The sequence below is a fragment of the Gluconobacter sp. P5B12 genome (genome assembly GCF_018812035.1).
Classification (GTDB): domain Bacteria; phylum Pseudomonadota; class Alphaproteobacteria; order Acetobacterales; family Acetobacteraceae; genus Gluconobacter.
Genome location: NZ_JACRVV010000002.1, coordinates 460,437 through 473,343, shown reverse-complemented (window position 1 = coordinate 473,343; position 12,907 = coordinate 460,437). Strand labels below are relative to the sequence as shown.

Below are 12,907 nucleotides of genomic sequence, written 5' to 3'. Positions count from 1 at the left end.
GTTACTCAGCCTTTCCCGCGGGAACGTCTTGAGGTGCGACCTTTGCCCCCGGCTGAACCTTCTGCAGACCGTTCACGATGATCTTGTCGCCAGCCTTGACGCCGCCCGTCACCAGCCAGTCCTTTCCAACCGTCCGGGACGTCTGGATAGAGCGCTGCTGCACCTTGTTTTCTGCATCAACAATCATCACAAAGGGGTTGCCCTTAGAATCACGCTGGACAGCCACCTGCGGCACCAGAATGCCGTTCGGATCGATACCTTCACGGATATGGGCATGCACAAACATTCCCGGCAAAAGCAGATGATCCGGGTTCGGGAAAACAGCTCGCATGACAAGCGTTCCCGTTGCAGGATCGACCGTGACTTCCGAAAGCTGGAGCTTGCCGCGCTGCGGGTAGTCTGAATCATCTTCAAGCTTGAGGCCAACAGCAGCGGCATCATCGCCTTTACGCTCGACCTGCCCCGTTGCCAGTTCATGCTTGAGACGCAGCATGTCCGAAGCTGCCAGATTGACGTCCACATAGATCGGATCAAGCCGTGTCACGACTGCGATCGGCTGTGTCTGCCCTGCCGTGAGCAGCGCCCCCGGCGTGTAAAGCGTACGGCCGATACGGCCATCAATCGGGGCGCGGACATGGGTGTAATTGAGATTGACTTCAGCAGCCTCAAGATTGGCCTTCGCCTGAGCAACCTGCGCTTCAGCTTCGCGGGCCGTTGCAAGCGTGTTGTCATAGTCCTGTGAGCTGACAGCATGCGCCTTGACCAGCGGCGCATAACGGCGAAGCTGACCAGCCGCGCGCGTGGCAACGGCCTGAGCATTCATAAGCTGAGCCTTAGCCTGGTCATAAGCAGCCTGATACGGCGCAATATAAACCTGGAACAGCTGCTGCCCTTTTTTGACGTCCGCACCCTGCTCAAAGTCACGCGAGACAATCACACCATTCACCTGCGGCCGGATCTGCGCCTGTTCATAGGCATCCGTTCGGCCGGGAAGAGACGTCTCCAGCGTAACCGGCTGGGTTTGCAGCGTCATGACGCCAACAGGCTGTGGCGGCAATTGCGGAGCGGCAGCTTTCTTCTGACAGCCAGCAACCAAGAAAGGCATGGCTGCCAGCAAAGGGATCATTGTTTTGGCCTGACGGCGCATCTGACCTTTCTCCAAGACGACAGTCGCGGACGACATCCAAAATGTTTTCTGAAAAGAAGGCATGATACAGCCGCTATCCTGTGATACAGAAACCACGCAGTTTCCAGTTGTTCCGGAAACTAGCCGGTTTCTTTGATGAACGTCAATTCGGCCGGTACGAATAATCCCGGAGTTGATCTTGAACAGTCCCACTTCCGCCCTACCCGATACCCGCAAGCTGCGGTGCTGCGATCATAACGGTTCAGTGGATGACGTAGAGCGCAAGACGCGGATCCTGAATGCTGCAAGTTCAATGCTCACGACTCATGGCTATCATGCAGCGTCCATGGACAGCATTGCTACGTGCTCCGGGATGTCCAAAAAGACGCTCTACCAGTTTTTCGAGTCTAAAAAATCTCTTTTCGAGACCCTTATTATCGAACGGCTTTTCGCCCCGATCCCTTACACTCCGGTTGAAACAGATCCGCTGCCCCAACAGCTCCAGATGATGATGATGCTTATCGCAGAGCAGCTTTTCGACGAAGAGCGGCTTGGTCTGCTGAAATCCATTATCACGGAAACCACGCGCAATCCTGCCGTACGTCAAATCGTCACAGATCTGTTTCATCTCTCTGGTCGCGCCCTGCCGGTTCAACAGTGGCTGACCAAGCAGGTCCAGGCAGGCCACCTTGATATCGAGAACATCGAAGAGGCCGCTGACCTACTTTTCAGTATGACCCTTGGCGGCCCGCTGCTCGCGCATCTGACCCACTGCAAGCCCCCCAAGGAAGGCGAAAATCTGGCCCATTTTATGGCGTATGGCATCCAGACTTTTCTCAAGGCCCATAGCACCTGACTGCCTTACCCACCTGCGGGCAGACCTGCCGGATTTTCTCCAACAAGAAGATTGAAGACCCCTGCGGACGATGAGTGCTCCATTGAAGAACCATACTGCTTTTTCAACATAGTAAGTGTGGCACCATCATGAGCTCTTGAGGCATCACCAGCCAGTTCGAGAACCAAGGCTTCCAGCTCTGCTGACAGAGTTGAAGCATCTTTTCGCGCTGCCCATGCTGCATCGAGGGCAGGCTTCAGAGCAGACACTGCACCAGCCCAGTCCTTCGCCTGCTCCATCAGTTTCGCACGCATTTTCAAAGCCTGAACCTCTGTCCGGCCTGTGAGGTAACGTTCCGCTTTAGGCAGATCGTGTTGGGCCTGCGCAATTTCGGCGCGAAGCAAAGTCACATCCAATGCTTCCAGCTGCCCTCCCGGAAGCGCAGAAACATCTTCTGGCTTTTCCTCTGGTAAATCATGGAGTGCCACGCTTAGATCACCCGCATCAAGATCCAGACGAACAAGCTTCAGCATAGTGTCCTGATGTTCCGCCCCCTGCTGGTTCTGCAGAAGACGACGCAAGACCATGCGTTGAGCTGCCGGCAGACCTAGCACAGCATAACGATGGTCCAGAGCTTTCAGAAAATAGGTTTGCAATGTCGGATCATTCGGCGTGATCGTCAGGGCTGATTTCAACAGCTCAACTTCGGCGAGAGCACCGGGCATTTCGATATTTTTCTGTTCCGCAAGCCCTCGGGCAATGATGATCACCCTGTCATGCCCAGGAAAATCCTCTTTCCCATAGACAGCCTGCCCGTCTTGCACGCCCTGTTGAGCGGCGCGCCATTCTTTCCCTTTAACTAAAGCATCAATACTCAGCAGGCGTGCCTCACGCTCCCTTCCTGCCATTCGAAAAGCAGGCATAAGGGCATCCACACGCTCACCTACTGCTTTTGCGGGCAATGCGCCTGTTTCAAGATCCCGTTTCAAAGCGGCCTCGCGTGCAACAGGCCATACCAGGGGAGCAGGATTATGAGCGAGCTTTTCAAGCTGCTCTCTTGCATCCAACGCACGAGTGTCCGTTGCCACCAAGGCGCGCGCAAGGGCAGTTTCAGGCCCCGAAGGTAGAGACGATAGAACGCCCCGATCTTTTGCCGTGCCGTATCGCGCGACCCACTCTGCCCCCACTGGTAACAGGCGGTGCCGCAAAGGCTGAGAATAAGCCGAGACCGAAGGCAAGCCTGCCGCAATCAAGCTTGCTATACGGGTTCTCTGCGCATTGACATCAGGCCCGTCTCCCACAAGGGGAAACTGCGCACGCACCATGCCTCGCCAGAACTGATCTTCCGGCGCCGCCCCTTCTTCTTCCGTTAAGAGAGACTGATCAGCGCGACCGTTGAGCACTGCCGCAATCTGTTTCAGTCTTCGTACATCCTTACGCGCACCCCCTTCAGGTTGATCTTCCAGTGCTGCCTGCAAAACCTGAGAAACCAATGCACCATTCGCCAAGCTCGCCGCTGCCTGTGCCAGACGGACCCGCGCATCAAAGCGCTGTCCTGCTGACGCTGTTGCCGCCGCGATCCAGGCGCGATGAACACTGTCTCGCAGATTTTCAGGCGCACTATCGGCCAACGATACCCCGGCATCTGAGGCCCCATAAGCGGCCAACTTTCCGCCAGCGAGAAGCGGAGTATCACCTGGGCCAACTCGATCCAGAAAAAACTGCTTTCCGCTTTGCCTTAACTCGATTGCATCGTCATCAGCCGCGATAACCAGCCCCGTCAAGCTAGGGCGAACCTCAAAACCCGCTCCACGCCGGATCAAGTCACCGGATATAGATCCTGACCGTGAGAGACCGAGCAAAAGTCGCCGACCGGAATCTGGATCCCGGAACGTGACAACGGCCAAAGCCCCATCCGTCCGAGGTGGCATGAAAGTTAAGGCACCGCCATCTTGGCCCAATAACATAGCGTCTGTTGGTGAGGCCGGCTGTTGTGCGAGAGAGACCGTCCATCCATGCCCGGCAGGCCTGACTGATGGAATGGCTCCTTCAGGGCACAGGATGCTAACAGCCGTCACATCCGCCATAACACGAGCAGATACCGCCTCGAATGGCGTAACATTTATGAGCCCTGCGGTGTCTATAACATGGCGACCGGCAGCGACGATCAGGAGACGCCGACCATTCTGAAAGGCAGCAACCGGCGTCATCTCACCCAAAGGTAGCCATAAGCCAGTTGCGGTTGGGGCAACATCCTCTTTAGCCTGTATAACAGGCTGCACACCGACGTTCGCGCGTTCTACCGCCGCCCTCGCCTTCTCCTTCTTTGACAAAAGGGGGGAAGGATCATTTAGAAATGACCAGCCTGATGGAAGAAGCGCACTCCCCGTAGACGGCAAAGCTGATGCGCTTTCTGACAGCATCAACACTATCAGCACACCCAGGCATCTACGCCCCAGCATTACCCGTTATCCCCAACACGCATCCCAGGATGCGCATGAGCATTTGCGAGCATCTGTGTCGCCAGAATAGCCCTTTGTGGAGACATGGCTTCCATGATCGCTGAAGCTTTCCGCGGGCTCATACGGTTCAGAAGGCCCACGCCAACCCGCAGATCAAGAGTATTGAAAATAGCGGCCGCATCGACGGGCTTCATCGCCTCATAAATCCTGACCAGTCTTTCCGCATCCTGGTTCAAAAGCTCGTCCGAATGTCGTGCTGTCTCTTCAAACTGCGAACGGGATGTCTGGAGTGCGGTCATCCGACGTTGCAGTTCTTCTTCTGCCGCATCCACCAGACGTTGCCGATCTTCCAACGCAGCGGCCTTGCGATCCAGTTCCTGCTGCCGTGCAGCCAGCTCTGCTTTCAGCCCGGGATCAGGCGTTATCGGCGCCATTTCATTTGCCGACTGAAGCGCTCCCTGACATCCCCCTGCCTTGCAAAGATCTGGAGAGGCAAGCTTCTGCTGAGCAGGTTTCCCATCCTGCGCCTCAGACGACTTGCTTGCAGTTCCTTCAGCATCAGCGTTCGGTGAGGCTTGTGAGGTGGTCGGCTGCGCCACGGCAGACGACATCAATGACGAATTGGTTGACGCATCAACATACCCAACCAGATCGTAAACTTTCGCGCCCAGCAAGATGATCATCAAACCACAGGCAATATGCAGCAAGCGGAAGAGCATGAGCGTTACACCTGCTTCTGACGAAGGGCACGCAACAGTTCCCGTTCTGCAGCAGTCTTACCGGATGGCGTTTTCAAAGTACTCGCCGCCGGCCATCGTCCTTCATCTGCCCTGACGCGCGCAGAGAAACGAGGGCTATCCATATCTGGCGTCTCTGCCTCCCTGACAGTTGCGGTATTGGCAGGGCGGCCAATTGACGCTGTTTTTTCCAAAATCTGAGCAACGGCTTCTGATCGTTCGCAGAGTATCGTCAGCTCATGTTTGAGGCTCTTTCCGCTCTCCACCGTTTTGCCAAGCGAACGACCAACCATTTCAGTCGTCTGACGCAGATGGTCGATACCGGCTTGAGCCTGCTGACTACTACTATGCAAACTCGCAATCAGGGCATCCAGCTCTCCCCGGTTTCGACGAATGACCGATAGCGCCCGCCCAAGATAGAGGCTGTAGAAAATCGTAATCAGCAGCAGGGCTGACAGAGCAACTTCAAGCACAATCTGGAACCTGTCCATGGAAACTGCTCCGCCTTTTCAGCTGTACGCAGAAGGGCGATCAGCAACCCCTCCGCCAATAAGATTTTCTTCAATACGAACCGCGACATGACCCTGCTTCTTGCCAACCCGACCCCGGAAAATCGTTTTTCCGCCGCAGCGCAGTTGAACGAGAGCCGTAGGATCACGGCGCAGCACCAGCATCTCGCCCGGCGAAAGGGACATGATGTCCTGCAAATTCATGCTCTGCTCTTCCAGAACGGCGTCGAGCGAGACGTCCGTATTCCAGAGCTCTTGGGCAAGGTGACTTTCCCAGATGCCGTCATGGCCAAACTTTTCACCCATGAACTGCTGCAGCAGGATTTCCCGAACAGGCTCCAGCGTTGCATGCGGCAGAATGAGATCCACATCCCCACCGCGGCCATCCATGTCGATGCCAAATCGCGCCAACACCACGCCATTTGCCGCCCGGGAAATAGTCGCAAAGCGGGAATTCAGTTCCAGCCGTTCAAAACGAAAATTCACAGCACACAAAGGGCTGAAACTCATGGAGAGATCCGAGAGGATCACACGGATCAGAGGCTCGACCAGCGCGCGCTCGATCGCCGTATGATGTCGGCCTTCTGCCCGCCTCTCCCCATCGCCATGAGGACGAACACGATCACGCCCTCCCAGCAATGCATCAATGACACTGTAAACAAGGGACGAACTAAGAACGAGAATCCCGTAATTGTCCCATTCCTCCGCCTTGAAGACGGCGAACATGGACTGCCCGGAAACATTCTCCAGATAATCTCCAAACCTCTGGGAAGCCAGGCGATCCATTGAGACTTCAACGTTATCGCTGGTGAAGTTCCTTAGGCTGGTCGTGAGAATCCGGACGAGACGGTCAAAAACCACCTCAAGCATAGGGAGCCGCTCGTAAGAGACGAACGACGTGCTCAGCAGTTTTTCCAGACCACTTCCTTCGCCGCCACCGCTCACGTTGGCGTCGCTCCCGAAGAGGCTATCAATCTCGTCCTGGTTCAGAATCCGGTCTGCACCCTCATCCTCTGAAAAACTGAGATCATCCATAGAAAGGGCAAACCGCGGCATCGGCGCATCGTTTACACCGCCGTCCGACATCGGGGCGGCTTCTGCCTTCTGTGCGTCTGGCATCACTGCACCAGAACTTCCACAAAGAAGAGATCCCGCACGACGAGCGGCGCAAGAATGTTAGAAATCTGCGCCAGCATGGTTTCCCGCAGACGATAGATTCCCGCTCCGGTCAGTTCGTCCGGGCGCATCCCATGCAAGCAGGTCTGGAAGGCATCCTGTATCTGGGGCATGAGCGACCCGATTTTCGCCGTATCTTTGCTGTCTTCAACCTGAAGGCGCGCACTGATCCGGACATAACGCGCCCTGCCATCTCCGGTATCGAGGTTGGACACCAGCGTCGGGATGGTAATGAGTGTCAGGGATATCGGCTGGGACGCCGCTTTTACGGGACGGGACGCAGGATGTTGGAAATGCCGCCAAGCGAATACGCCGCCTCCAGCCAGCAGAGCACAGAGCACTGCTGCGATCAGGATAATCCTGCGTTTTCCGCCAGCTTTCGCCGGGATCTCAAGTTCCGGAGTCTCCGTCGTCACTGTCTGTCTGCCTTCTCTTTCGGACAGACGGCATCATTCGAGAAAAAGATTAACATCGGGTTTATGCCGAGCAGGCAACGGTCCGTTTTCCTGTACGCTGGAAGCCTTTTCCTGACAGGACTCCTGCTCGCTGGATGCGCCTCTCAACCCTCTCCCTACAATCGGTATTACGCGGCAAACGGCGCTTACAAAGCACCGGGCACAGCCAGTGATCCCTGGGGTCCATACATTCAACAGGCGGCCAATCGCTTCTCGATTCCCGAAGCGTGGATCAGAGCGGTCATTCACCAGGAATCCGGGGGGCACCAGTATCTGAACGGCCAGCCCATCACGTCCAGCGCCGGGGCCATGGGCCTGATGCAGCTCATGCCGCAGACCTATGCTGAAATGCAGGGCCGGTTTGGGTTGGGTTCTGATCCGTATGAACCGCATGACAACATCATGGCGGGAACCGGCTACATCAAAATACTGTCTCGCAAATACGGAGCTCCCGCATTTCTGGTGGCTTACAATGCTGGACCACAACGCCTTGAGGATTACCTCTACCAAGGGCGGGCACTCCCCAACGAAACTGTCAATTACATTGCAAGTATCACGCCGCATCTGGGCACACAGATCGCTATGACAGGCCCATTGGCAGCCTACGCGTCGTCACAGCAACTGAACGCATCTCCTATGGAGGTCGCAGAAGCACCTGATAGCAGCACACAACTGGCCATGGCTCAGCCTTCCAGACAGTATGGTTCAACACAGCAGAGCGTTCAGCAGGCATGGTCCAGACGGCGCATTACGTCTGTCCCGTCAGATACAATGCCACCTGAACTGCCGCCTCTTGGCCCCTGTGACCCGGATGCCGCCTATGATCCAAGTATGGCCTGCACTCCCGTCTCTGTCCCCAACCGTCAACTTGCAGCACCGTCTGCAACTGTCGAACAATCGACGGTAGCCAGCACGCTCCTGCCTCCGGCTCCTGTCATTCCCACACCACCTCGAACACCTCGCGCCTCTCAGAGTCTGACACCCACAGCCGTCAGCTATCGCGCGCCAGGAACTTACGGAGACTGGGGCATTCAGGTCGGAGCTTTTGCGAATCCCGGACAGGCACGCTTTGCCGCGAACATGGCGCGACAGACGGCATTCTCTCCCCTTCAGGCATCGCAGACCCAGATTCAGCCCACAATGTCTCATGGAACGCGCTTCTATAGAGCCCGTCTTGCTGGTATCAGCCGGGCCGGGGCTGCCAGTGCCTGTAGCAGTCTGACAGCGCAGGGCATGGCCTGCATGGCCGTTCCACCTGGACATTAAATGTCTCAAAAGTCTGAATTTTCGTAAGGAAACTCAATGCTCGTTGGCAATGAGAGGACTTTGCCGTATGTTCCCATGCAGATTGGACATACCTGCCACGCATGAAGTGTAGGTGACCCCCGTCCAGACATTGATTCACCCCGCCGATCCCGGCCCTCAGGATGCGCAGATGACGACCAGCCCTGCTCACGATCACACTCCACCATCGGAAGATGTCATCAGCGAGGAAGGGTATCACAAGGATCTTGGTCGTCGACACGTTCAGATGATCGCCATCGGTGGCGCCATCGGAACCGGACTGTTCCTTGGTGCTGGCTCCCGCCTTCAGGTTGCCGGTCCTTCCCTTGCGCTGATCTATGCCGTTTGTGGCGTTTTCTCTTTCTTGATTCTCCGTGCCCTCGGAGAACTGGTCATGTACCGCCCGACCAGCGGCAGCTTCGTGACCTATGCCCGCGAATTTCTTGGCGAAAAAGCCGCTTATGCTGCGGGCTGGCTCTCATTCCTAAACTGGGCCATGACCGGCATTGTCGATATCACCGCCGTCGCCCTTTACATGCACTATTGGGCCGTTTTCGTGGACGTCCCCCAGTGGGTTTTTGCTCTTGGCGCTCTCAGCATCGTTGGCACGATGAACATGATCGGCGTCCGCTACTTCGGTGAGATGGAGTTCTGGTTTTCGCTCATCAAAGTTGTGGCTCTTGCCGCATTCCTCATCGCCGGAACGCTTATTCTCGGCAGCCGGATGCCCGTAGCCGGGCACACCACGGGCCTTCATCTGATCACAGAGAACGGTGGCCTGTTCCCGCATGGAATCATGCCAGTCTTTCTGCTGCTGCAGGGTGTGGTGTTTGCCTATTCCGCCATTGAACTGATTGGCACTGCCGCTGGCGAATGCCACGATGCGCGTGAAATTCTGCCGCGCGCTGTGAACAGCGTCATCTGGCGTATCGGTCTCTTCTATGTTGGCTCGGTTGTCCTGCTCGTCTGCCTGCTGCCATGGACAGCCTATCATGCTGGCGTCAGCCCGTTCGTGACGTTCTTTCAGGCACTTGGAATTCCGGGCGTTGGCGCGATCATGAACATCGTTGTCCTGACTGCGGCACTGTCCAGCCTCAATTCAGGCCTGTACTCCACAGGTCGCGTACTGCGTGCCTTGTCCCTTGGTGGATCAGGCCCTCAGGTGCTTTCGAAGATGAACAAAAGCTCCGTACCTTATATGGGTATCCTGACGACGCTTTCTGTTTATCTGGTTGGCGTTGGCCTGAACTACCTGATCCCTTCCCGCGTGTTTGAAGTGGTTCTGAACTTCTCGGCCATCGGAATCATCAGCACGTGGGGTTTCATCCTGCTGTGCCAGCTTCGCCTGCGATCAGCCATTAATCGCGGCGAAATCGCTCCAACAACATTTGCCATGCCTGGTGCCCCCTATACCAACTGGGCAACACTGGGGTTTCTGGCATTCGTTCTTCTGATGATGGCTTTCGATTATCCGGATGGCACAATCACCATCGGCGCCATTCCGCTCATCGGCCTTATCCTCGTAGGCGGATGGCTCCTTCTGGCGCGCACCCGAAAAGCCCACTGAGATACTAATAAAAAAGCGCTCCTCATCGGGGCGCTTTTTTTATGAGCTCCGGTCGAAATCAGGAGTTCTCGACAGGCAGGGTGCCAACAGGCGGAAGCCACACAAGGCACGTCGTCCCGCGCCCCAGCGCACTGGCAACCCTGAGTCTTCCACCGTGTCGGTCGAGAATATGCCGAACGATAGACAAGCCAAGACCAGTGCCCTGTTTGGCCGGCTCTACCTTATCCACCACCCTATAAAACCGCTCTGTCAGCCTGGGGAGATGATGCGCTTCCATACCGCGCCCATTGTCTTCTACCCCAAGCAGTACGCCTCCCTCTTCAGGCCAGCGGTCATCCCGATCCGGGGCCCGTCGGGCGAACAGAGTCACAGTGAAGGGGCGACCTTCTTCCCGGCCATACCGCAGAGCATTTTCGATCAGGTTCAGAAGCACCTGAACCATCTCATCCTCATCAGCCCGGATCGTCAGGTCATCCTCAATGGCAAGATTCAGGGAGCATCCCGGCTCATCAAACCGGGGCGCCACTTCGCCAAGCACAATGGCCATCAGATCTGCGACCTCAACCAGATCACGGGGACGCTGATGTTCGTGAGCCTGCACGCGCGAGAGGTAAAGCAACCGATCAATCAGGCGTTTCAGCCGGGCAGATTGCTGAGTCATGATCTCCAGAAACTGCTGTCTCGTCCCTTCATTCATGCTGCTCCCCCCAGTTCGGAGGGCATCAATGAAGCCACTCAGAGACGCCAGAGGCGTACGAAGCTCATGACTGGCATGAGCTACGAAATCGACCCGCATCCTATCCAGAACCTGCGCTTCGCTACGATCCGAGAGCATGACAAGCACGCGTGTATGCCGGTCGTGCGGGGCAGAAATTCTTCTCAGTGAGAGATGAAGCGTACGAGGGACTGGAACGTCCAGCGTGAACGTGGTGGAACAGATCGAGGGCAAGCCATCCACATCATTGGGTGCAACGCGTAATGCGGCAGAGAGAGCCGAGCGTGCGGCAGGATGACGGAGGATAGCCCCTACACTATCCCCAAACTGGGTAAGTGCCTCCTCGTTGGCCTGAAGAACTGCCCCCAGCCGGTCCAGCAGAAGAACACTCCCGGGGAAGATCTCGATAGGAAGAATAGTCTCCGAAGCTGGCCCTGCGGCGGCCAGGGCTGAATGTTCGGTATGTGCAAGTAACGGCACAGAAGGACGCCGCAAAGCCAGAAATGCACATCCCCATCCGGCAACTGCCACGCCCATAAGAACAAGCCCTGCCCAGAGAGGCAGACCTTCATGGGAGACGGCTACCAGGCTTTCAGCCTTCAAAGCCCGTCCGTGACAGGACCGTCATCCAGTGCATAACCAGCGGCCCGGACAGTGCGCACCAGGTCCGGCTCGTTAGGACCATTGATTGCCTTGCGAAGTCGCCGGATATGCACGTCGATCGTGCGGATCTCGACATGGATATTTTGCCCCCAGATCCGCCGCAAAAGATCTTCCCGGGAAAAAACCTTCCGTGGATTACGGATTAGCAGATCCAGAAGACGGTATTCCGTTGGGCCGAGTGACAGCAGACGACCTGCCCGTTCAATCCGATGCGTTTCCGGGTCCAGCGTAATATCTGCAAAAGACAGCACATCGTATGAAGACTGATGTCGGCGCAGAAGGGCCCGCAGACGTGCATCCAGCGTATCGACGCTGCAAGGCTTGATCAGATAGTCATCCGCGCCTGTATCGAGCCCACGAATGGCATCCTGCTCGCCCGAACGAGCCGTTAGCAGCAGAACCGGAAGATCCCGCAGGGCCGGATTGCTGCGAATACGGCGACACAGATCAAGCCCCGACATCCCCGGGAGCATCCAGTCCAGTACGGCAGCATCTGGACGGGCCGTCTCAAGAAACAGGAGAGCCGTTTCAGCATCCGCGGCAGTTTCGACACGATAACCCCGCTGTTCGAGGTTATAGCGCATCATCAGAAGCAAAGCGGGATCATCCTCAACAACGAGAATGAGCCCCTTTGCCCTGATCTGGGTGCTTCCGCTCACCGGTCGGGCTGTTCAGCAGCGTTATCAGCAGTTGCAGGCGCGCCCCGCGGACGCACGGCCGGCAGGTTGTCTCCCGTCACGGCATAGAAGACGCGTTCAGCAATATTGGTGGCGTGATCACCAATCCGCTCAAGGTTTTTGGCAATGAACAGAAGCTCCGTGCAGGCACGGATGTTCCGTGGATCTTCCATCATGTAGGTCACGAGCTCACGGAACAACGCCGTGTAATACTCATCCACCGCGCGGTCTGCGTGCCAGACTTCCATGGCCCGGTTGGAATCCTGCTGCGTGATGGCGTCGATGGACCGGCGCAGATTGTCCTGCACCAGACGCCCCATGCTCCGCAGACCGGACAGCGAAATCTGCCCATCGGCCCCGCGAATACGGAGCGATCGACGCGCGATCGACGAGGCATAATCGCCGATACGTTCCAGATCGCCGGTAATTTTCAGCGCGGCAACGATCTCACGCAGATCACTAGCCATCGGGCTCCGCAGAGCCAGCAGACGAATGGCTAGGCTTTCGACGTCCCGCTCCAACTCGTCTACGTCCGGATCCTGACGGGCTGCAGCATCCGCAGCCTCCTCATTTCGATCCGCGATGGCAGAAAGCGCCAGGGCGACCTGATTCTCTACGATGCCCCCCATCTGGGACATCATGGACCGGAGCTGACCCAGCTCCTGCTCGTAGCTTTTAACGATATGAGATCTGTCAGCCAT

At 56.7% G+C, this 12,907-nt stretch carries 12 protein-coding genes; 3 read left to right on the top strand and 9 right to left on the bottom strand.

Going from position 1 to position 12,907, the window contains the following annotated elements; all coding sequences use genetic code 11:
- Position 1: 1 nt before the first annotated feature.
- The gene (locus KP702_RS06170; RefSeq protein WP_202207152.1) at positions 2-1,210 is read right to left on the bottom strand and encodes an efflux RND transporter periplasmic adaptor subunit; all 1,209 of its coding nucleotides are present in this window, start codon (positions 1,208-1,210) and stop codon (positions 2-4) included.
- 115 nt (positions 1,211-1,325) lie between these two features.
- Between KP702_RS06170 and KP702_RS06165 the strand changes: the two genes are divergently transcribed.
- Positions 1,326-1,982, top strand: a complete 657-nt coding sequence (locus KP702_RS06165; RefSeq protein WP_237389911.1) for a TetR/AcrR family transcriptional regulator — start codon at positions 1,326-1,328, stop codon at positions 1,980-1,982.
- Between the two features lie 5 nt (positions 1,983-1,987).
- Here KP702_RS06165 and KP702_RS06160 read toward each other — a convergent pair whose 3' ends face one another.
- The 5 genes from KP702_RS06160 to fliL are packed head-to-tail and all read right to left on the bottom strand — an operon-like array spanning position 1,988 to position 7,261.
- Positions 1,988-4,423, bottom strand: a complete 2,436-nt coding sequence (locus KP702_RS06160) for a hypothetical protein (protein ID WP_215768649.1) — start codon at positions 4,421-4,423, stop codon at positions 1,988-1,990.
- Positions 4,423-5,142 (bottom strand): MotE family protein, encoded by a 720-nt coding sequence (locus tag KP702_RS06155; RefSeq protein WP_215768648.1) that lies wholly within the window; start codon positions 5,140-5,142, stop codon positions 4,423-4,425. Before KP702_RS06155 ends, KP702_RS06160 begins: the two co-directional genes overlap by 1 nt.
- A gap of 5 nt (positions 5,143-5,147) precedes the next feature.
- Positions 5,148-5,651 carry a DUF6468 domain-containing protein gene (locus KP702_RS06150; protein ID WP_215768647.1) on the bottom strand — a complete coding sequence of 168 codons (504 nt, stop codon included), beginning with the start codon at positions 5,649-5,651 and terminating at the stop codon, positions 5,148-5,150.
- A gap of 18 nt (positions 5,652-5,669) precedes the next feature.
- Positions 5,670-6,788 carry a flagellar motor switch protein FliM gene (gene fliM, locus KP702_RS06145; protein ID WP_252348587.1) on the bottom strand — a complete coding sequence of 373 codons (1,119 nt, stop codon included), beginning with the start codon at positions 6,786-6,788 and terminating at the stop codon, positions 5,670-5,672.
- Entirely contained in the window at positions 6,788-7,261 is a 474-nt protein-coding gene (fliL, locus tag KP702_RS06140) for a flagellar basal body-associated protein FliL (RefSeq protein WP_202207147.1), read from the bottom strand. The genes fliM and fliL overlap by 1 nt, the downstream gene beginning before the upstream one ends.
- Positions 7,262-7,324: 63 nt before the next feature.
- On the opposite strand from fliL, the gene KP702_RS06135 reads away from it, so the two are divergent.
- Positions 7,325-8,566, top strand: coding sequence for a lytic transglycosylase domain-containing protein (locus tag KP702_RS06135; protein WP_202207146.1), 1,242 nt, complete (start codon positions 7,325-7,327; stop codon positions 8,564-8,566).
- Positions 8,567-8,735: 169 nt separating this feature from the next.
- Positions 8,736-10,151, top strand: coding sequence for an amino acid permease (locus KP702_RS06130; protein WP_215768646.1), 1,416 nt, complete (start codon positions 8,736-8,738; stop codon positions 10,149-10,151).
- Positions 10,152-10,209: 58 nt separating this feature from the next.
- Here the strand turns inward: KP702_RS06130 and KP702_RS06125 are convergent, their stop codons facing one another.
- The 3 genes from KP702_RS06125 to phoU are packed head-to-tail and all read right to left on the bottom strand — an operon-like array spanning position 10,210 to position 12,907.
- Positions 10,210-11,469, bottom strand: coding sequence for a cell wall metabolism sensor histidine kinase WalK (locus KP702_RS06125; RefSeq protein ID WP_202207144.1), 1,260 nt, complete (start codon positions 11,467-11,469; stop codon positions 10,210-10,212).
- Positions 11,466-12,188, bottom strand: coding sequence for a response regulator (locus KP702_RS06120; protein ID WP_202207143.1), 723 nt, complete (start codon positions 12,186-12,188; stop codon positions 11,466-11,468). Before KP702_RS06120 ends, KP702_RS06125 begins: the two co-directional genes overlap by 4 nt.
- Positions 12,185-12,907, bottom strand: coding sequence for a phosphate signaling complex protein PhoU (gene phoU / locus KP702_RS06115; protein ID WP_202207142.1), 723 nt, complete (start codon positions 12,905-12,907; stop codon positions 12,185-12,187). The genes KP702_RS06120 and phoU overlap by 4 nt, the downstream gene beginning before the upstream one ends.